Source organism: Enterobacter sp. WPR_3_1, assembly GCF_003635055.1.
Lineage (GTDB): Bacteria > Pseudomonadota > Gammaproteobacteria > Enterobacterales > Enterobacteriaceae > Enterobacter > Enterobacter ludwigii.
Window position 1 is genome coordinate 617164 of the sequence record NZ_RBXU01000009.1, and the last position, 21072, is coordinate 638235.

At 52.9% G+C, this 21072-nt stretch carries 19 protein-coding genes; 9 read left to right on the plus strand and 10 right to left on the minus strand.

Annotated features, from left to right (window positions below; all coding sequences use genetic code 11):
• Positions 1 to 270 precede the first annotated feature (270 nt).
• Both gltB and BJ887_RS11360 read left to right on the plus strand, forming a co-directional pair.
• Positions 271 to 4731: a glutamate synthase large subunit gene (gene gltB / locus BJ887_RS11355; protein ID WP_229216840.1), complete on the plus strand. Its 4461-nt coding sequence runs from the start codon at positions 271 to 273 to the stop codon at positions 4729 to 4731.
• Between the two features lie 9 nt (positions 4732 to 4740).
• Positions 4741 to 6159, plus strand: a complete 1419-nt coding sequence (locus BJ887_RS11360) for a glutamate synthase small subunit (protein ID WP_014171835.1) — start codon at positions 4741 to 4743, stop codon at positions 6157 to 6159.
• A 105-nt stretch (positions 6160 to 6264) separates the two neighbouring features.
• Here the strand turns inward: BJ887_RS11360 and BJ887_RS11365 are convergent, their stop codons facing one another.
• From BJ887_RS11365 to sspA, 6 genes are all read right to left on the minus strand, one after another.
• Entirely contained in the window at positions 6265 to 6825 is a 561-nt protein-coding gene (locus BJ887_RS11365) for a hypothetical protein (RefSeq protein ID WP_079231638.1), read from the minus strand.
• The gene (locus tag BJ887_RS11370) at positions 6822 to 9242 is read right to left on the minus strand and encodes a fimbrial biogenesis usher protein (protein ID WP_079231637.1); all 2421 of its coding nucleotides are present in this window, start codon (positions 9240 to 9242) and stop codon (positions 6822 to 6824) included. Before BJ887_RS11370 ends, BJ887_RS11365 begins: the two co-directional genes overlap by 4 nt.
• A 9-nt stretch (positions 9243 to 9251) precedes the next feature.
• On the minus strand, positions 9252 to 9956 hold the full coding sequence (locus tag BJ887_RS11375; RefSeq protein WP_079231636.1) for a fimbria/pilus chaperone family protein: 705 nt from the start codon (positions 9954 to 9956) through the stop codon (positions 9252 to 9254).
• A 120-nt stretch (positions 9957 to 10076) separates the two neighbouring features.
• The gene (locus BJ887_RS11380) at positions 10077 to 10760 is read right to left on the minus strand and encodes a DUF1120 domain-containing protein (protein ID WP_121339887.1); all 684 of its coding nucleotides are present in this window, start codon (positions 10758 to 10760) and stop codon (positions 10077 to 10079) included.
• Between the two features lie 380 nt (positions 10761 to 11140).
• Positions 11141 to 11632 (minus strand): ClpXP protease specificity-enhancing factor, encoded by a 492-nt coding sequence (gene sspB / locus BJ887_RS11385; protein WP_025202910.1) that lies wholly within the window; start codon positions 11630 to 11632, stop codon positions 11141 to 11143.
• A gap of 5 nt (positions 11633 to 11637) precedes the next feature.
• A complete protein-coding gene (sspA, locus tag BJ887_RS11390) occupies positions 11638 to 12276 on the minus strand; it encodes a stringent starvation protein SspA (protein WP_014071978.1) in 639 nt (212 codons plus the stop codon).
• Here sspA and BJ887_RS11395 point away from each other — a divergent pair.
• Positions 12275 to 12577 carry a hypothetical protein gene (locus tag BJ887_RS11395; protein WP_136342246.1) on the plus strand — a complete coding sequence of 101 codons (303 nt, stop codon included), beginning with the start codon at positions 12275 to 12277 and terminating at the stop codon, positions 12575 to 12577. The two genes, sspA and BJ887_RS11395, sit on opposite strands and share 2 nt — an antisense overlap.
• An 11-nt stretch (positions 12578 to 12588) precedes the next feature.
• Here BJ887_RS11395 and rpsI read toward each other — a convergent pair whose 3' ends face one another.
• The 3 genes from rpsI to zapE all read right to left on the minus strand — a co-directional run bounded on the left by rpsI (position 12589) and on the right by zapE (position 14839).
• Complete coding sequence (gene rpsI / locus BJ887_RS11400) at positions 12589 to 12981, minus strand: 30S ribosomal protein S9 (RefSeq protein ID WP_003860436.1); 393 nt, start codon at positions 12979 to 12981, stop codon at positions 12589 to 12591.
• A gap of 15 nt (positions 12982 to 12996) precedes the next feature.
• Positions 12997 to 13425, minus strand: a complete 429-nt coding sequence (gene rplM, locus BJ887_RS11405; RefSeq protein WP_003860434.1) for a 50S ribosomal protein L13 — start codon at positions 13423 to 13425, stop codon at positions 12997 to 12999.
• Between the two features lie 289 nt (positions 13426 to 13714).
• Positions 13715 to 14839 (minus strand): cell division protein ZapE, encoded by a 1125-nt coding sequence (gene zapE / locus BJ887_RS11410; protein WP_032679064.1) that lies wholly within the window; start codon positions 14837 to 14839, stop codon positions 13715 to 13717.
• A 189-nt stretch (positions 14840 to 15028) separates the two neighbouring features.
• Here zapE and zapG point away from each other — a divergent pair, with 189 nt between their 5' ends.
• From zapG to degS, 3 genes are all read left to right on the plus strand, one after another.
• Complete coding sequence (gene zapG, locus BJ887_RS11415) at positions 15029 to 15427, plus strand: Z-ring associated protein ZapG (RefSeq protein WP_014171843.1); 399 nt, start codon at positions 15029 to 15031, stop codon at positions 15425 to 15427.
• A 169-nt stretch (positions 15428 to 15596) separates the two neighbouring features.
• Positions 15597 to 16964, plus strand: coding sequence for a serine endoprotease DegQ (gene degQ / locus BJ887_RS11420; RefSeq protein ID WP_014171844.1), 1368 nt, complete (start codon positions 15597 to 15599; stop codon positions 16962 to 16964).
• 92 nt (positions 16965 to 17056) lie between these two features.
• Positions 17057 to 18124 (plus strand): outer membrane-stress sensor serine endopeptidase DegS, encoded by a 1068-nt coding sequence (degS, locus tag BJ887_RS11425; RefSeq protein ID WP_014171845.1) that lies wholly within the window; start codon positions 17057 to 17059, stop codon positions 18122 to 18124.
• Positions 18125 to 18207: 83 nt separating this feature from the next.
• Here the strand turns inward: degS and mdh are convergent, their stop codons facing one another.
• Positions 18208 to 19146, minus strand: coding sequence for a malate dehydrogenase (gene mdh / locus BJ887_RS11430; protein ID WP_014171846.1), 939 nt, complete (start codon positions 19144 to 19146; stop codon positions 18208 to 18210).
• Between the two features lie 397 nt (positions 19147 to 19543).
• On the opposite strand from mdh, the gene argR reads away from it, so the two are divergent.
• From argR to yhcN (BJ887_RS11445), 3 genes are all read left to right on the plus strand, one after another.
• Entirely contained in the window at positions 19544 to 20014 is a 471-nt protein-coding gene (gene argR / locus BJ887_RS11435; protein ID WP_014171847.1) for a transcriptional regulator ArgR, read from the plus strand.
• A 377-nt stretch (positions 20015 to 20391) separates the two neighbouring features.
• The gene (yhcN, locus tag BJ887_RS11440) at positions 20392 to 20655 is read left to right on the plus strand and encodes a peroxide/acid stress response protein YhcN (protein ID WP_014171848.1); all 264 of its coding nucleotides are present in this window, start codon (positions 20392 to 20394) and stop codon (positions 20653 to 20655) included.
• A 110-nt stretch (positions 20656 to 20765) separates the two neighbouring features.
• Complete coding sequence (gene yhcN / locus BJ887_RS11445; RefSeq protein WP_014171849.1) at positions 20766 to 21032, plus strand: peroxide/acid stress response protein YhcN; 267 nt, start codon at positions 20766 to 20768, stop codon at positions 21030 to 21032.
• Positions 21033 to 21072: the final 40 nt, after the last annotated feature.

Here is a 21072-nt window from a genome sequence, read left to right on the forward strand (position 1 = left end):
TAAGATTGCCATTTGACCTGTGTACCAATTCCCGATAAGTTGGAAATCCGCTGGAAGCTTTCTGGATGAGCAGCCTGCTCATCATATTTATGCAGTAATTGAGATTCCCTCTGAAGCAAGTCCTCAAACTTGTTTACCTGCGCGAAAGGATGAAAAAGAGGGCGAATGCGAGGTACGCGTATGAAACGCAAACCCCGTCGCCATGCTCTTTCTGTGCCTGTGCGCCACGGTTCAGTGGGAAGCCCGACGAGCCTGGGGAGGTTCACTGATATGTTGTACGATAAATCCCTTGAGAAGGATAACTGTGGTTTCGGCCTGATCGCCCACATAGAAGGCGAACCTAGCCACAAGGTAGTGCGTACTGCTATTCACGCACTGGCCCGCATGCAGCACCGTGGTGCCATCCTTGCTGATGGTAAAACCGGCGACGGTTGCGGTCTGCTGCTGCAAAAACCGGATCGTTTCTTCCGTATCGTTGCGGAAGAGCGCGGCTGGCGTTTAGCCAAAAACTACGCTGTCGGTATGCTGTTCCTGAATCAGGATCCTGAAAAAGCTGCCGCCTCACGCCGCATCGTCGAAGAAGAACTTCAACGTGAAACCCTGTCTATTGTTGGCTGGCGCGATGTGCCAACCAACGAAGGGGTACTCGGCGAAATCGCCCTCTCCTCGCTGCCTCGAATTGAACAGATTTTTGTTAATGCCCCTGCGGGCTGGCGTCCGCGTGATATGGAACGCCGTCTGTTTATCGCCCGTCGTCGCATTGAAAAACGTCTCCAGGACGACAAGGAGTTCTACGTCTGTAGCCTCTCTAACCTGGTGAACATCTATAAAGGTCTGTGTATGCCGGCTGACCTGCCGCGCTTCTACCTGGACCTGGCGGACCTGCGTCTGGAATCGGCCATCTGCCTCTTCCACCAGCGCTTCTCCACCAACACCGTCCCTCGCTGGCCGCTGGCACAGCCGTTCCGCTACCTGGCGCACAACGGCGAGATCAATACCATTACCGGTAACCGCCAGTGGGCGCGTGCTCGTACCTATAAGTTCCAGACGCCACTGATCCCTGACCTGCACGATGCCGCGCCGTTCGTTAACGAAACCGGCTCTGACTCCAGCTCCATGGATAACATGCTGGAGCTGCTGCTGGCAGGCGGTATGGATATCGTGCGCGCCATGCGTCTGCTCGTGCCACCGGCATGGCAGAACAACCCGGATATGGATCCAGAGCTGCGCGCGTTCTTCGACTTTAACTCCATGCACATGGAGCCGTGGGATGGCCCGGCGGGCATCGTTATGTCCGACGGTCGCTTTGCTGCCTGTAACCTGGACCGTAACGGTCTGCGTCCGGCACGCTACGTCATCACCAAAGATAAGCTCATCACCTGCGCCTCTGAAGTCGGTATCTGGGATTACCAGCCTGACGAAGTGGTTGAGAAAGGCCGCGTTGGCCCGGGCGAGCTGATGGTTATCGACACCCGCGGTGGGCGCATTCTGCACTCTGCTGAAACCGATAACGATCTGAAGAGCCGCCATCCGTACAAAGAGTGGATGGAGAAAAACGTTCGTCGCCTGGTGCCATTCGAAGATCTGCCGGATGAAGAAGTGGGCAGTCGTGAGCTGGACGACGATACGCTCGCCAGCTTCCAGAAACAGTTTAACTACAGCGCCGAAGAGCTGGATTCCGTGATCCGCGTACTCGGTGAAAATGGCCAGGAAGCGGTCGGCTCCATGGGTGACGATACCCCGTTTGCCGTGCTCTCCAGCCAGCCACGCATCATTTATGATTACTTCCGTCAGCAGTTTGCGCAGGTGACCAACCCGCCAATCGATCCGCTGCGTGAAGCACACGTGATGTCACTGGCCACCAGCATCGGTCGCGAGATGAACGTCTTCTGCGAAGCTGAAGGCCAGGCGCACCGCCTGACCTTTAAATCGCCGATCCTGCTGTACTCTGATTTCAAACAGCTCACCACCCTGAAAGAGGATCACTACCGCGCCGACACGCTCGATATCACTTTCGACGTGACCGAAGCGACCCTCGAAGAGACGGTGAATGCGCTGTGTGACAAAGCGGAACAGATGGTGCGTAACGGTACCGTTCTGCTGGTGCTCTCTGACCGCAATATTGCGAAAAACCGTCTGCCGGTACCGGCCCCAATGGCGGTAGGTGCTATCCAGACGCGTCTGGTCGATAAGAGCCTGCGCTGCGACGCCAACATCATTGTTGAAACCGCCAGCGCCCGCGATCCGCACCACTTTGCCGTGCTGTTAGGCTTTGGTGCGACGGCTATTTACCCGTACCTGGCCTACGAAACGCTGGCGCGTCTCGTGGATACCCGTGCTATCGACAAAGATTACCGCACGGTGATGCTGAACTACCGTAACGGCATCAACAAAGGCCTGTACAAAATCATGTCCAAAATGGGCATCTCGACCATCGCCTCCTACCGCTGCTCGAAGCTGTTTGAAGCGGTCGGTCTGCATGACGACGTGGCGACACTTTGCTTCCAGGGTGTTATCAGCCGTATCGGCGGTGCCGGATTCGCTGACTTCCAGCAGGATCTGATGAACCTGTCGAAACGCGCCTGGCTGGCACGTAAGCCGCTGGATCAAGGTGGTCTGCTGAAGTATGTCCACGGCGGTGAATATCACGCTTATAACCCGGACGTGGTGCGTACGCTGCAACAGGCCGTTCAGAGCGGCGAGTACAGCGATTACCAGCAGTATGCTGAACTGGTGAACAGCCGTCCGGCGGCGACGCTGCGCGACCTGCTGGCGCTGAACCCGGGTGATGAAGCCGTCAGCATTGACGACGTTGAGCCTGCCACTGAACTGTTTAAACGCTTTGACACCGCGGCAATGTCCATCGGTGCGCTCAGCCCGGAAGCTCACGAAGCGCTGGCTGAAGCGATGAACAGCATCGGCGGCAATTCAAACTCCGGTGAAGGTGGTGAAGACCCTGCCCGGTATGGCACCAACAAAGTCTCACGTATCAAGCAGGTTGCATCCGGTCGCTTTGGCGTCACGCCAGCGTATCTGGTCAACGCCGACGTGATTCAGATTAAAGTCGCTCAGGGTGCAAAACCGGGCGAAGGCGGCCAGTTACCGGGTGATAAAGTCACGCCGTATATCGCCAAATTACGCTACTCCGTACCGGGTGTGACGCTGATTTCTCCGCCACCGCATCACGATATTTATTCTATCGAGGATCTGGCGCAGCTGATTTTCGACCTGAAACAGGTCAACCCGAAAGCGATGATCTCCGTTAAGCTGGTTTCCGAACCGGGCGTTGGCACCATCGCGACCGGTGTGGCAAAAGCCTATGCGGACCTGATCACCATCGCCGGTTATGACGGTGGTACCGGGGCAAGCCCACTCTCCTCCGTGAAATACGCGGGCTGTCCGTGGGAGCTTGGCCTGGTGGAAACCCAGCAGGCGCTGGTGGCTAACGGTCTGCGTCATAAGATCCGTCTGCAGGTGGATGGCGGCCTGAAAACCGGCCTCGACATTATCAAGGCGGCGATTCTGGGTGCGGAAAGCTTTGGTTTCGGCACGGGCCCTATGGTCGCGCTCGGCTGTAAATACCTGCGTATTTGCCACCTGAACAACTGTGCAACCGGTGTTGCAACTCAGGACGAGAAGCTGCGTAAGAACCATTACCACGGCCTGCCGTTCAAAGTGACGAACTACTTTGATTTCATCGCCCGCGAAACCCGTGAGCTGATGGCACAGCTGGGCGTGAAACGCCTGGTGGATCTGATTGGCCGTACCGACCTGCTCAAAGAGCTGGAAGGTTTCACAGCCAAACAGCAGAAGCTGGATCTGTCTAAGTTGCTGGAAACTGCCGAGCCACATCCTGGCAAAGCGGTCTACTGCACCGAGAACAACCCGCCGTTCGACAATGGCGTGCTGAACGCGCAGCTGCTGCAGCAAGCGAAGCCGTACGTGGATGACAAGCAGAGCAAAACGTTCTGGTTTGATATTCGCAACACTGATCGTTCTGTCGGTGCATCGCTTTCCGGTTACATCGCGCAAACGCACGGTGACCAGGGCCTGGCGGCCGACCCGATTACCGCGCACTTCAGCGGTACCGCGGGTCAGAGCTTCGGCGTGTGGAACGCCGGCGGCGTTGAACTGTATCTGACCGGTGATGCCAACGACTATGTCGGTAAAGGCATGGCGGGTGGTCTGCTGGCGGTGCGTCCGCCGGTCGGTTCTGCCTTCCGTAGCTGCGATGCCAGCATCATCGGTAACACCTGTCTGTACGGCGCGACCGGTGGTCGTCTGTTTGCAGCGGGTCGTGCAGGTGAACGTTTCGCCGTACGTAACTCCGGTGCCATCACCGTGGTTGAAGGTATCGGTGATAACGGTTGTGAATACATGACGGGCGGGATTGTGTGCGTCCTGGGTAAAACCGGCGTGAACTTTGGCGCAGGCATGACGGGCGGTTTTGCTTACGTCCTGGATGAAGACGGTGAGTTCCGCAAACGCGTGAACCCTGAACTGGTGGAAGTGCTGGACGTTGAAACGCTGGCTATCCACGAAGAACACCTGCGCGGTTTGATTACCGAACACGTGCAGCATACCGGTTCTTCGCGCGGCGAAGAGATCCTGGCCAACTGGCCGGCGTTCTCTGCGAAATTCGCGCTGGTTAAACCGAAGTCCAGCGATGTTAAAGCCCTGTTGGGTCACCGTAGTCGTAGCGCAGCAGAGCTGCGTGTGCAGGCGCAGTAAGGAATTCAGATGAGCCAGAACGTATACCAGTTTATCGACCTGCAGCGTGTTGATCCGCCAAAGAAACCGCTGAAGATCCGTAAAATTGAATTTGTAGAAATCTATGAGCCGTTTTCAGAAGGCCAGGCCAAAGCACAGGCAGACCGCTGCCTGTCCTGCGGTAACCCTTACTGCGAATGGAAATGTCCGGTCCATAACTACATCCCGAACTGGCTGAAACTGGCCAACGAAGGACGTATTTTTGAAGCTGCCGAGCTGTCTCACCAGACAAACACCCTGCCGGAAGTGTGCGGCCGCGTGTGTCCTCAGGACCGTCTCTGTGAAGGTTCCTGTACGCTGAACGACGAATTTGGCGCGGTGACCATCGGTAATATCGAACGCTATATCAACGATAAAGCCTTCGAAATGGGCTGGCGTCCGGATATGACCGGCGTGAAGCAAACCGACAAACGTGTGGCGATCATCGGTGCGGGCCCGGCGGGCCTGGCCTGTGCGGACGTTCTGACCCGTAACGGCGTGAAGGCGGTGGTCTTTGACCGCCATCCGGAAATCGGCGGTCTGCTGACCTTCGGAATTCCGGCCTTCAAGCTGGAAAAAGAGGTCATGACCCGCCGCCGTGAAATCTTCACCGGTATGGGCATCGAGTTCAAACTGAACGTGGAAGTGGGTCGCGACGTGCAGCTCGACGACCTGCTGAAGGATTACGACGCCGTCTTCCTGGGCGTGGGAACCTATCAGTCCATGCGTGGTGGTCTGGAAAATGAAGATGCGCCGGGCGTATTCGACGCACTGCCGTTCCTGATTGCCAATACCAAACAGATCATGGGCTATGGCGAAACCGCCGATGAGCCGTATGTCAGCATGGAAGGCAAACGCGTGGTGGTGCTGGGCGGGGGTGATACCGCGATGGACTGCGTGCGTACCTCCATTCGCCAGAATGCGGCACACGTGATCTGCGCCTATCGCCGTGACGAAGAGAACATGCCGGGCTCTAAACGCGAAGTGAAAAACGCGCGTGAAGAGGGCGTGGAATTCCAGTTCAACATCCAGCCTCTGGGTATTGAAGTGAATGCCAACGGCAAAGTGAGCGGCGTGAAAATGGCGCGCACTGAGATGGGTGCGCCGGATGCGAAAGGTCGTCGTCGCGCAGAGATCGTGGCAGGTTCCGAGCATGTGATCCCGGCCGATGCCGTAGTAATGGCGTTCGGTTTCCGTCCTCACAGCATGGAGTGGCTGGCGAAGCACAGCGTAGAGCTGGACTCTCAGGGTCGTGTTATTGCGCCGGAAGGCAACGAAAACGCGTTCCAGACCAGCAACCCGAAAATCTTTGCTGGCGGTGATATCGTTCGCGGTTCCGATCTGGTCGTTACCGCGATTGCCGAAGGCCGTAAAGCCGCTGACGGTATTCTGAACTACCTGGAAGTGTAAGAAATAAGCCGGATGGCAAATACCATCCGGCTTTTTTTATGCGGTTAACCACCGTTGATTTTCCCCCTGCAGCTCCGCTTTTCTGTGGTGCCGCAAAAAGAAGGGTTACTTCGTCAATAAGCTCCAGGTCAAATCACTTTCCAGCGTGGTTTGATCTGTCAGATGGCTGAACGCGCTTTCATTGAGAACCGGTGAGAGCGTTACGTTGAAACTCATCTGCTGGCCGGAAGGGACCTGGTTATTCTCAAGCGCAATCACCGCCTCGTTATTACGCAGATAGAACGGCGTCGGTGTACCGTTTTCCGGCGTAAAATTCAGCTGATCGACCGTTTTACCCACGATGTAACTTTTGCCATCGACGGTCATGTTGTCAATTTTGACTGCGACACCGCCGGACTGCCCAAAAAGAAACCGCCCCTTATCTCCCGCTGTACCGCGCAGTATCACCGCCATCTGCTGAGACTGAGGGCAAAAAACGTTTACCGTGATGTCACGATCGGCCATTTTATGCCAGTCCTGCTGCGTCGTTTCGACCGTATCCCGGCGCATCTCATGATAATCCACCACCGGCTGTGAGAGGCTGAGCTGGCACTCCTCAGCATGGGTTATTCCTGTCACGCCGAGCATCAGCAAGGCCACTAAGCCCGATAAGTGTCGACTGTTCATCGGCAGACTCCGTTCACTTCTTCATAGAAGGCATTTTCGTCACGCTTATCAGCCAGGGTGTAATCAATCTTACACAGTCGGTTATTGTCACCGTCTAGCGCGTAGAGCGCGCTCAGCTGATCGGCATCGTTAATAAAGACGTGGCCATCATCAACCGTGGTCACGATATAGTTACCTTTCTCATCAACAATCGAGATCCCTTTACTCAGGGGCTGACCGTCAGCCTGCTTAACGCTTAGCATGACGCGGCGGCTGTTGAGTACTTTGAAATCAATCTCGCTGACCGAGGCATGGCCTGCGGCAATATATTTCGTGCCGTTAGCCAGCGTCATACTCTGCGGCAGCTTATTAGCATCAATTTCTATGCGGGAGTTATGCCATTCGTTGAGTGAAGGTACCACGGCCTGGCCCCATGGATCGGTCCAGACGGTACCTTGCGGAGTGGAGATTTCAACACCGCTCTTCTTCTCGCTCAGTCTGGCAATCGCGAAGGTGTCCTGAATCGTATACGGCGAGAAAGTCACACCCTCTTTATGCATGGCCACGCCACCCGACAATGTCGCATTGTAGTTCCGCTGATTATCCCCACTGGTTCCGCCCCCCACGCTCAGTTGCGTATAGCGCAGGTTAGTGTTGATGTTGCCGTTGAAGCTGTTGTCTTTCGAATCCTGATCGCGATCGGCTGAGATGTAATAGTTCGTGTTGTCTCCCAGCGAGCCGCTGTTAGACGCGCCATAGGAGGTGCTATCACCCTGTTTACGCATATAGGTACTGATGGACTGACTGCCGCCGAGCGGGATGCTCACGTTGACGTAGAACATCTCATTGTCCTGATCGTCATCGACATTACCGACCGCACTTTGCCAGTTCATGGATACTGACGCGTACGTAAAGGTCTTGCCCCATGACAGCAAGAGGTAACGTGAATCTTCACCGTCACCGCTGGTCTGGTTGTAGTTGAACCCTGCGCTAAACACCCCCGCCAGAGGGGAGGAGAAGCGAACGTTGCCGGAATAGGTGTTGTCATATCCCTGATAATCATCGTCCATCGCATCAGCCAGTTCGCGATACTCTCCGCTGTAATGCGTCGCACTGCCTGAAAAACCGACGTACTCGTTCAGGATGTAATCACTTTGCAGCTCGGTTTTTACCCCGCTGCTGCTGTCACCAAAGCTCGCATTGCTGACTGCCGCACCCGTTGAAAGGGTCCAGTCATCGCTTATCAGGAACTCTGTCCTGCCGCCTGCCGCCTGATAGTTTTCCGCAGCGGCACCTGAAGCCAGGAGATTCATCCACGGAGAGACACGCCAGCCGTCAGAGATGTTCATCACCAGCGGATCGTTATAGTCGCTGTCGATGCTGCGCACCTGACCTACAGAAAGGGTTAGACCCTGCGGGCGTGAAAGGTTGCGCGCCCTTACCTGAGACGCCGGGACGATGAAACGGTTAGTCGCGCCGTCGGATTCCACCACCGAGACGTCCAGATCTACATTGTTGCGAACCACGGGCACGTCATCCAGCGTGAAGGGGCCGGCTGGCACAAGGGTACTGAAGACCAGTTGACCGTTCTGGCGGATTTCGACACGTGCCTGGGAAGACTGGGCAATACCGGAAACGCTCACGCCAGAGCTTGCTCTCGCCAGACCGCTGGTCGGCATAAACTGAACGCCGGTAATCGGCACCCCGCTCAACACGTTGGACATGGCGTTGATTTCACCCACCTGCATCGTCATTTTTTGCGCGGTAAAGACATGCTCTGCATAGGTGTAAATGCTTTCGGCATTTCGGCTACCGTCGTCATCCGTCAGGATATAACGACTGCGCAGCGCCCAGTCCATCGTGTTGAATCCGGCTTCCAGGCTGGCCTGAGAGTAGCGGCTGCTGTCATTGTCACCATAGTCGTTATGGGTGCTGAACAATGAATAGTTCAGCAGCGCCGCCGTTCCGCCATGCTGAAAGTTTTTGATATCCGACGACAGACTGTTCACCGCTTCAGCTGGTAGATAGAGTTCAACGGCCTCCTGGTTAGGCAAGGCGTTGATGACGGCTTTAGGATAGTTATCCCGAATATCATGACACTCCTCACCGGACTTTATTGACACAGGCATCAGCCCAGCAAACTCCATAAGATCGTTATCAAAGCAAAGCATGCCGTCTTTGTTGAAACGAACTGCAGCCATTCCCCGCTCTTTCCCGTTAACCTTCACCGAAACGGAGTGGGTTCCGGGTAAAAAGCGCGGTGCTTCTGCGAAGTAATGGTTGAGATCTTTATTCAACCCCAGCGTTTGCATTATCCCCGTGTCGAAGGTGACCTCCCTCGCCAGAACGGATGTTGAATCAAGTAACACCAGAGGTAATGTGCCGCAAAGAATGGCGCGGACACAAAGTGCAAGGCGGCTTTGTTTACTCACCGTCATATCCCTATTTTATTTATTTAATTCCGACGTAAAGCTCGGGACCTCAACGCCATAGCGGCTGGCCGGGAAAAACTTAACGCTGCTGTCACCACTGACTTTCTTACTCATATCAGCCGTTAGCGTTTCGCCAGGAAGAATGTAGGTTTTGGACAGAGAGGCACTCACCCCTGAAGGCAGCAGCATCACGTTCTGCCCAAGACGGACCACATATTTGCTGGGATTGTTTACGGTGACGGATGTGCCGTTTGAGGACCACTTCAGGAACTTCCAGGCATCAGTGACCACACCCAGGGATGCCGGACGAATAAGCACGGGGATATCCTGGCGAATGTTAATGCCAATCTTTATTTTTTTATCATCGTTTTTAGGCGGAATACCGTCGAATGTGACGCGTTTATAATGCTCTACATCCAATGGCTGTTTGTTCTGAAGAATAAAGCGCAGCTGCTGCGTCTGACCTGGCTCAAGACGTACCACCGGCTGCGTTGCAATAAGCTTAAGACCGATATCGTCCGGCAGGTCAACGACATTTGTATATAAAAGTGAAGGATGCGAATCGGTATTCTTGACGTTAATCGTTCCACTGTGCGTCGCTTCATCAATGATTAATAGACTGGTTTCAGGCACCATGCCTTCTGCATGTACAGCAACACTGGCAGATAATAACGCGGCAGTAATCAGCGTGTTAAATAAAGTAGATTTTAAACAATGCATAATAATATCTCCTTGAAAGCAACAACAGAACAGTCCATGTTTATCGCGCCGTTAAAAAGAGAGTAAATGCAGCGCATTTACTCTCCGGTTAATTAAATTACGTTTACTCGATTAAAAGTCTTACAGATAACGCAGGCTGATAGTCACCTGACCATCAAGCTGGGTGTCATCAGTGATCGCCAGCGTGGTGGTATCCTGGATCGCCAGAGAGGTCACCAGTGGGAAGATTGCGGTCTGGAACGCCAGTGGAGCCAGGGTGCCAACAGTTGCAACGGTGAAATCACGATAGTTATCGCCCTGAGTTGTACCGTTGGTGCTCTTCGACCAGTTACCCGTAGCATTCTGCTGGTAAATTGGGTCAACTTTAGCGCCGTCAGCCATTACGCTGTCAGTTTTAACGAACAGCGAGTAAGTTCCGATGTTCACTGGTGTGGCACCTGTTGTTTTACCTACACCGTAAGTCTGGCTTTCAGACGAATTAGAACCACCACCAAACATGCCATTCTCAACGGTGAGTTTCGCGTTAGAATCAGCGCGATCGTCAATCATATTCCAGGACACTTTTGTTGCTGCGGTGCAGGTAATAGTCAGATCGATGTCTTTCTGGCCCAGCTGGTTAACTGCCGTTGAGCTTAAACCACCCAAACTAACTGTGCCGTAGTCAACCGTTCCGCCGTTGCTTAACTGAGGCGTACAGGCTGAATTAGTCAGCGTACCTTTAACTTTCAGAACGGCAGTCGGGTTAGCCGCAAAAGCGGATGTCACACAGAGAGAGAGCGCAGTAGCGAGTAAAACCTTTTTCACTTGTTATTCCTTAACATATGAGTAATTGCAATATTAAATACAGCAGGGATAAATAAATTTACCCCATACTGTTTATCGTCATGCTTGAGAGCATGCGTAGATAATATAATCTTTATAAATACAAGCAATTTAGAAAAATTAATTTATGGATTTAGAATAACGTTATCAATAAGTGATATTTATTTATAAGAGTGCATATAGCTTTAAAACGACATATTATATTCAGCGGAGATATAGCTTGAAATTATCCGAACGGTGGGGGCAGGCAAAAAAGAAGGGATGTATATAATTTACTTTATTAAACGTTTTGACATAAAAAGACATAAAAAAAATCCAGCTAGTCTGAATAACTAACTGGATAGTCGATAAAAATGCTTTTACTACTTCACAACGCGCAGTGCCGGACGGCCTCCGCGCGGCGGCGGATCGTCATCAGGATCGTCATTGTGATCGGGCTTGTCCCCCTCAATGACCGACATCAGCGTTTCGCTTTCGTTTTCCGAAGCGCCGTTTTCGTCATTCAGGCCGACAACATCCTCGTCATAAGCCGCTTCCGGCTCAAACATGGTGCCTGCACCGTTTTCACGCGCATAAATCGCCAGCACCGCAGCCAGCGGTACAGAAACCTGACGCGGCACACCGCCGAAACGCGCGTTAAAGCGCACTTCGTCGTTGGCCAGTTCAAGGTTACCCACCGCGCGCGGCGCGATGTTCAGTACGATCTGCCCGTCACGTGCATATTCCATAGGAACCTGCACGCCCGGCAACGTCACATCCACAACCAGGTGCGGCGTGAGCTGGTTATCCAGCAGCCATTCATAGAAGGCGCGCAGCAGATACGGACGGCGTGGGGTAAGTTGTGACATTTCCACAGTCATTAGCCTCGGCCGAGACGCATTTCACGTTCCGGTTCAGTTAAAGATGCCAGGAAAGAATCGCGTTCAAATACGCGAGTCATGTAGCCCTTCAGCTCTTTCGCGCCCGGACCGCTGAACTCTACGCCCAGGGTTGGCAGACGCCACAGCAATGGCGCCAGGTAGCAATCTACCAGGCTGAACTCATCGCTCAGGAAGAATGGTTTCTGACCAAACACAGGGGCAATCGCCAGCAGCTCTTCACGCAGTTGCTTACGTGCAGCGTCTGCTTCAGAAGAGGAGCCGTTGACGATAACGTTCATCAGCGTGTACCAGTCTTTTTCGATACGCTGCATGTACAGGCGGCTTTCACCACGTGCAACAGGGTAAACAGGCATCAGTGGTGGATGCGGGAAACGCTCATCCAGATATTCCATAATGATACGGGATTCCCACAGGGTCAGCTCGCGATCCACCAGCGTCGGTACGCTTTGGCTCGGGTTGAGATCGATCAGATCCTGAGGCGGGTTATCCTTTTCCACATGCTCGATCTCAAAACTGACACCTTTCTCGGCCAGCACGATACGAACCTGATGGCTATAAATGTCAGTAGGACCAGAAAACAGCGTCATTACCGAACGTTTGTTGGCAGCGACAGCCATGAAAACCTCCAGGTATATTCAGAATTTTTACTGCTACCAGCCCAAACAGGGCCAGCCAGATGTTGTATCGCCCATCCCAGAGAAAACACATTGTTCAAGAATCGAACAAAAAACGAGTATTCACCGATATTTGGGCAGAAAATTGGATGATAGTTTACCAGATTTTGATGGCTTTGTGGTGAGGGGATTCTGGAAATGTGGAAAAAGAGAAGATATATGCAGTGATGCTGTGGATAACCTGCACATTATCCATAAAAAAAAACCCGCCGAAGCGGGTTTTTCGCCAATCGTTTCTGCGTAAGCAGAAAAGGATTAACGTTTGGAGAACTGTGGACGACGACGTGCTTTACGCAGACCCACTTTCTTACGTTCAACCTGACGAGCGTCACGAGTAACGAAGCCAGCTTTACGCAGTTCAGAACGCAGGGATTCGTCGTACTCCATCAGAGCGCGGGTGATACCGTGACGGATCGCACCTGCCTGACCGGAGATACCACCACCTTTAACGGTGATGTACAGATCCAGTTTTTCTACCATATCAACCAGTTCCAGCGGCTGGCGAACTACCATGCGGGCAGTTTCACGACCGAAGTACTGTTCCAGAGAACGTTGGTTGATTACGATTTTACCACTGCCCGGTTTGATGAACACGCGAGCTGCGGAACTTTTGCGGCGACCAGTGCCGTAGTATTGATTTTCAGCCATTGCCTATAATCCCGATTAGATGTCAAGAACTTGCGGTTGCTGTGCCGCGTGGTTGTGCTCGTTACCTGCGTAAACTTTCAGTTTACGGAACATAGCACGACCCAGCGGGCCTTTTGGCAGCATGCCTTTAACCGCGATTTCAATCACACGCTCAGGACGGCGAGCAATCATCTCTTCAAAGGTCGCTTCTTTGATACCACCGATGTGGCCAGTGTGATGGTAGTACATTTTGTCTGTACGCTTGTTGCCGGTTACAGCAACTTTATCTGCGTTCAGAACGATGATGTAATCACCCGTATCAACGTGCGGAGTGTATTCCGCTTTATGCTTACCGCGCAGGCGACGAGCCAGTTCAGTAGCCAGACGGCCCAGAGTTTTACCGGTCGCGTCAACAACATACCAGTCGCGCTGTACGGTTTCTGGTTTAGCTGTAAAAGTTTTCATTAAAAGCTTACCCAAATAATAAGTTACACGTTGGTGAACACCCAAACGTTTAGTCAGTTGAGGTTCACACGACAAAGTCCGGCAAACCTACCCCTTCGAATAGCTAATGCCGACACATAGAAAGTTTCGGGAAAAAAACCTTCTCGTAACGTGGGGTCGCAAGATTATAGAGAAGTTGAGGTCAAAGATCGACCCTTAAATGTGATTCGAGGCGGGTTTTTCGGGGGTAAGGTTTTTGCGGTCTGCCGCCCTCACCCCCAGCCCCTCTCCCACGGGGAGAAGGTCGCATTTATGGCATATGCTGAAGCTTAAGATACTCCTCGCTTTGCATCTCCTGCAGGCGCGACAGACAGCGCTGGAACTCAAACTTCAGCCGCTCGCCTTTATACACCTCATATAAAGGTACCTCGGCGCTGACCACAAGCTTCACGTGACGCTCATAGAACTCATCGACCAGCGCAATGAAGCGGCGCGCTTCGCTTTCCATCAGCGGCGTCATGACCGGCACGTTGAGCAGCATCACGGTATGGAACAAACGCGAGAGCGCGATGTAGTCATGCTGGCTGCGGGCATCCACACAGAGCGTTGCAAAGGAGACGGCCAGGGTTTGATTTTCGACACCCAGGGTTTGCAGCGGGCGATGGTTAATCTCGAGCTCAGGGGCATGAGCCCGTTTTGCCCCCGCCAGCGCCAGCCACAGTTTATCCATCTGCTGCGTGGTCTCATCGTTTAAGGGAGAGAGCCACAGATGCGCCTGAGTTAAGGTACGCAGGCGGTAATCCACCCCGGCATCAACATTCATGATGTCGCAGTGCTGTTTGATGGCATCAATAGCGGGCAGGAAACGCGCGCGCTGCAGGCCATTGCGGTAAAGCTCATCCGGCGGGATATTCGAGGTCGCCACCAGCGTTATCCCGCGCGCGAACAGCGCTTTCATCAGGCCACCCAGCAGCATGGCGTCGGTAATATCGGAGACAAAAAACTCGTCAAAACAGAGTATGTCCGTTTCCGCCTTGAACCTGTCGGCCACAATCTCCAGCGGATCGCTTTTGCCCTGCAGTGCCGTCAGCTCTTCATGAACCCGCAGCATAAAGCGGTGGAAATGCAGACGCTGCTTACGGGTACCCGGCAGGCTCAGATAAAAGAGGTCCATCAGCCAGGTTTTCCCGCGCCCGACGCCGCCCCACATATACAAACCGCGCACCGGCGCATGAGTCTGTGGCTCTTTTTTTCCGAGCAACCGCCCCAGAGCCGCCTTTAACCCACTGCTCTGTTCACCCTCTGCAGGTTTTGCCGTGAGCTCCTGATAAATCGTATCCAGACGATTCACCGCTTCACGCTGAACGTCATCCGGCTGATGTGTACCCTCATTAAGGGCAAGTTGGTATCGCGATGCAGGGGACAGGTTTTGCATAAACGTATTGTTATTCCTTCAAATAATACTCACCAGCAGACGTGACTGATGAAAAAAAGGCCGTTCTACACTACGCGATGATACGTCAGGATTCCACTTCTGCGGAAATAGCGGTTATAGTGGCAATATCAGGCACAGGCAGGAGCCGAGCCAACACCCTACGGAACAACAAGACAACGGGAGAAGTTCATGACCTGGGAATATGCGCTAATCGGTTTAGTCGTCGGCATCGTCATTGGTGCTGTGGCCATGCGTTTCGGTAATCGCAAATTGCGTCAGCAGCAGTCACTGCAGTACGAACTGGAAAAGAACAAAGCCGAACTGGAAGAGTATCGTGAAGAGCTGGTCAGCCACTTTGCCCGTAGCGCCGAGCTGCTGGACAACATGGCGACCGACTATCGTCAGCTCTATCAACATATGGCAAAAAGCTCCAGCAGCCTGCTGCCAGAAATGACCGCGGAATCCAATCCATTCCGTAACCGTCTGGCCGACTCTGAAGCCGGTAACGATCAGGCCCCTGTTCAGATGCCACGCGACTATTCAGATGGCGCGTCTGGCCTGCTGCGCGGCGGTGCAAAACGCGATTAATCGCACAACCTGAATTTATTTTACGGGCGCTGCTATTGCGCCCGTCCTTTCTTCATGACCCCAGCTATTATTGAGTAAGCACTTCATTGTTCAGCGGTTTAAAATTCAATAACATCAACGTGTTTTAGGGCCGTTTTTCCTTTATTCCAGGTTACGAGAGTCAGCATCGATGAAGAAAAAAAACCAGCTGTTGAGCGCTATAGCGTTAAGTGTCGGGTTATCTCTCTCGGCGTCCTTCCCTGCATCTGCCGCCCTGCCTTCCCAGGTACCCGGCCAGGCGGCAATTCCAAGTCTTGCGCCAATGCTGGAAAAAGTTCTGCCTGCGGTAGTGAGCGTGCAGGTAGAAGGCACGGCATTACAAAATCAACGCGTACCTGAAGAACTGAAAAAATATTTTGGCGATGAGTCGCCCGACCAGCAGGCGCAGCCTTTTGAAGGTCTGGGTTCTGGCGTCATTATTGATGCGGCCAAAGGTTATATTCTGACCAACAATCATGTTATCAGTCAGGCCGATAAAATCAGCGTACAGCTGAACGATGGGCGTGAGTTTGAGGCCAAACTGATTGGCGGCGATGACCAGAGCGACATCGCGCTGCTGCAGGTGCAAAACCCGAGCAATTTGACTCAGATTGCCATTGCGGACTCCGATAAACTGCGTGTTGGTGATTTTGCTGTCGCCGTGGGGAATCCGTTTGGTTTAGGGCAAACCGCTACCTCCGGGATAATCTCGGCGCTGGGTCGCAGCGGTCTGAATCTGGAAGGCCTGGAAAACTTTATCCAGACCGACGCCTCAATTAACCGCGGGAACTCCGGCGGGGCATTGCTCAATCTCAACGGCGAGCTGATTGGGATTAACACCGCTATCCTGGCGCCGGGCGGCGGCAGTATCGGCATCGGTTTTGCTATCCCCAGCAATATGGCCAAAACGCTGGCGCAGCAGCTCATTCAGTTCGGTGAGGTCAAACGCGGGCTGTTGGGCATCAAAGGGATGGAGATGAGCGCTGACATCGCGAAAGCGTTCAACATCAATGTGCAGCGCGGTGCGTTTGTCAGTGAAGTGCTGCCAAACTCCGGCTCGGCAAAAGCTGGCGTGAAGTCGGGCGATGTGATTGTCAGCCTGAACGATAAACCGCTGAGCAGCTTTGCGGAACTGCGCTCGCGTATTGCCACCACCGAACCGGGTGCCAAAGTGAAGTTAGGCCTGATTCGTGATGGTAAGCCGCTGGATGTCGAAGTGACGCTTGATAAGAGCACCTCATCCTCTGCCAGCGCGGAGCTTATCGCCCCGGCGCTGCAAGGGGCAACGCTGAGCGATGGGCAGCTGAAAGACGGGACGAAAGGGATTAGCGTCGATACCGTCGAGAAGAGCAGCCCTGCCGCGCAGGCCGGATTGCATCAGGATGATGTGATCATCGGCGTGAACCGCAATCGCGTGCAATCCATCGCAGAACTGCGCAAGGTGCTGGAAAGCAAACCGGCGGTCATTGCCCTGCAGGTTATGCGCGGCAACGAGTCTATCTATATTCTGTTGCGCTAAGCATTTGCGATTCCGGACATCACCGCTGCGTGTGATGTCCGGATAACTCATGTTATGCTGCAAATCGTTCCTTTATTAACGACACGCGCATCATGCTTTTAAAGCTCTTTCGTTCAATTGTCATCGGTTTGATTGTTGCCGGCCTGCTGCTGGTCGTCATGCCGTCTTTACGCCAGTTCAATAAGCTGTCGGCGCCTCAGTTCGACAGTGCGGATGAAACGCCTGCGACCTACAACCAGGCCGTTCGCCGTGCCGCGCCTGCCGTGGTTAACGTTTATAACCGTGGCCTCAATAGCTCAGCCCATAACCAGCTGGAGATCCGCACTCTCGGCTCCGGGGTAATTATGGACGAGCGCGGCTACATCATTACCAACAAACACGTGATTAACGATGCCGACCAGATCATCGTTGCCCTGCAGGATGGCCGCGTGTTTGAGGCCCTGCTGGTGGGCTCGGATAGCCTGACTGACCTGGCTGTTTTGAAGATCAACGCCACGGGCGGTTTACCGGTTATTCCTATCAACCGTAAACGAACCCCTCATATTGGCGACGTCGTGCTGGCTATCGGTAACCCTTATAACCTGGGTCAGACGATCACGCAGGGGATTATCAGCGCCACCGGTCGCATTGGCCTCAACCCGTCGGGACGGCAGAACTTCCTGCAAACCGATGCGTCCATCAACCACGGTAACTCCGGCGGTGCGCTGGTCAACTCGCTGGGCGAACTGATGGGTATCAATACACTCTCGTTCGATAAGAGCAATGACGGTGAGACGCCGGAAGGGATTGGGTTCGCCATTCCATTCCAGCTGGCGACCAAGATCATGGATAAGCTGATCCGCGATGGCCGTGTGATCCGCGGTTATATTGGTATTGGCGGTCGTGAAATTGCGCCTATGCATTCGCAGGGCGGTGGAATCGATCAGATTCAGGGCATCGTGGTCAACGAAGTGTCGCCTGGCGGCCCGGCGGCTAACGCGGGAATTCAGGTTAATGATGTCATCGTGTCGGTCAACGGCATACCAGCGGTATCGGCGCTGGAGACCATGGATCAGGTTGCGGAGATCCGTCCTGGCTCTATCATCCCGGTTGAAGTCATGCGTAACGATAAGAAGCTGACGCTGCAGGTGACGATTCAGGAATACCCGGCCACCAACTGACAGGCATAAAAAAACGGAGCGCATTGCTCCGTTTTTTTTGCCGGGCGGCATGACGGCTTACCCGGCCTGTGGGGACATCCGTTTTACTTGTTAACGAACTCTTCGCCCAGAGTGATATCTTTCTTCAGCGTATCCAGCATGCCTTCCATCGCGTTCTGTTCAAACGCGCTCAGCTTGCCAATCGGCTGATGTTCTTCGATACCGTTTTTACCCAGCAGCAGCGGCTGAGAGAAGAAACGAGCGTGTTCGCCGTCGCCTTCAACATACGCGCATTCAACAACGCCTTTCTCGCCCTGCAGTGCACGAACCAGTGACAGACCAAAACGTGCCGCCGCCTGACCCATAGACAGGGTTGCAGAACCGCCACCCGCCTTCGCTTCCACCACTTCGGTGCCCGCGTTCTGGATACGTTTGGTCAGATCAGCCACTTCCTGCTCGGTGAAGCTTACACCAGGGATCTGCGACAGCAGAGGCAGAATGGTGACACCAGAGTGACCGCCGATAACCGGCACTTCAACTTCTGAAGGCTGTTTGCCTTTCAGTTCAGCCACAAAGGTGTTGGAACGGATGATGTCCAGCGTGGTCACGCCGAAAAGTTTGTTCTTGTCGTAAACACCGGCTTTTTTCAGCACTTCTGCCGCGATAGCAACCGTGGTGTTCACCGGGTTGGTGATGATACCAATGCACGCTTTCGGGCAGGTTTCAGCAATCTGCTGCACCAGGTTTTTCACAATACCCGCGTTGACGTTGAACAGGTCTGAACGATCCATGCCTGGCTTACGCGCCACGCCAGCGGAGATCAGCACCACGTCCGCGCCCTGCAGGGCAGGACGAGCATCTTCACCGGAGAAGCCTTTGATTTTCACAGCTGTCGGGATGTGGCTCAGGTCAACCGCCACACCTGGGGTTACCGGAGCAATATCGTACAGGGAGAGTTCTGAGCCTGAAGGCAGTTGGGTTTTCAGTAGTAGGGCAAGCGCCTGGCCGATACCACCAGCAGCGCCGAGGACTGCGACTTTCATCCTAAACTCCTTATTATGGTTAACTTAAGTATCTGTAACTCCGTTGCGGCGACCATAATTCAGCAGGTAATTAATTACAATTTTCGTCACTAAATAATTTGAGGTCGCGCGACTTTATCTCTCACCAGAAGACTATCTGACGACAGACGACAACGAATTAAGAGGGGGTTACAATACACCCTGCCACGCCACCAAAACAACATCATTTTGATAACATTTAATTTACTTTTAAGCTTATTTGCTTGCCGTGACCCAGGCATGTTTTCTGATAACGAAATCTGATAAAATCACTCCCTTTCATAACATTATTTCAGCCTAACCGCTGGCAGATAATTTGCATAAAAATTCATCCACATGCATAATAATGTTGTTTCTTTCGTCATATTCCGGGTGACTTATGCGAAGCTCGTCTAAGCAAGAAGATTTAGTGAAGGCGTTTAAAGCGCTACTCAAAGAAGAGATATTCAGTTCTCAGGGAGAAATTGTTCAGGCTTTACAGGAACAAGGCTTCGATAACATCAACCAGTCGAAAGTCTCCCGCATGTTAACCAAATTTGGTGCGGTACGTACGCGTAACGCCAAAATGGAGATGGTCTACTGCCTGCCTGCAGAACTTGGCGTGCCAACCACCTCCAGCCCGTTGAAGAATCTGGTTCTCGATATCGATTACAACGATGCCGTTGTTGTGATCCATACCAGCCCGGGTGCTGCACAGTTGATTGCACGTATGCTGGACTCGCTGGGTAAGCCTAAAGGCATCCTTGGGACGATTGCGGGTGACGATACCATCTTCACTACCCCCGCCAATGGCTTCTCAGTGAAAGATCTCTACGAAGCAATTCTGGATCTGTTCGAGCAGGAACTCTGATTACCCTCCCCGTGGCGTCCTGCTACGGGGATCATTCTGCTTCTGCCGCATTTCCCCCTGTTTTATCCCGCCCTTTACTTTAACAAATAGTGCTTTTTACCGCTCATTAACATTCACTTGGTGAATGATAAATCAAAAAATCGCACAAAAAATCAAAAGCTGATATCCATATGATTTTCTTAGATATACAGCCACACATTGAACAGTAAATGTACAATTTTATGCCATTAGGTTATAAAAAACAGGCTAGTTAATACGTAATAACAACAGAAACAATTAGTCTGGTATTAATTTTTACCGTTATTAGTGTATACTTGATTTTGTGATGAGGGTCACGAAACAAAGACCCCACTAAAAATTCGACGAGGTAAAGAATCATGAAAATCAAAACTACTGTAGCGGCGCTCAGCGTCCTGTCTGTCCTGTCATTCGGTGCTTTCGCCGCTGACGCTATCAATGCCGAGCAGGCACAATCCCGCCAGGCAATCGGTACGGTTTCTGTCGGCGCAATCGGCACGTCTCCAATGGACATGCATGAGATGCTGAACAAAAAAGCGGAAGAACAAGGTGCGTCATCTTATCGCATCATTGAAGCGCGTTCAGGTGACCACTGGCACGCAACCGCTGAGCTGTACAAATAAGTTTTAGTAATAACTGAAGACCAAAATCTCTACTCAACGGCACCAGGCATAAAAATAGCAGTTCAACCCTTCTCGCCGTTGAGCAAAAACCCTATTCAGGAGCAAAAACTATGAAAACCAAATTCATCATCGCAACCCTCGGTCTGGCATCCGTTCTCTCTTTCGGCGCAAGTGCCGCCGTACAGCAAGTGAATGCTGACCAGGCGCAGAATCTGCAGTCTATGGGGAGTGTGTCTGTGACGTCCGTTACCGGCTCTCCAATGGATATCCGTCAGGCACTGGCCGCTAAAGCTGAAAAAGCAGGCGCCAGCAGCTATCGCGTCACCGAGCTGAATCAGGGTGACCACTGGCATGCAACGGCTCAACTGTATAAATAAACCCTCGTCGTATCTCATCATACGACTTGCCCCTGGCCTT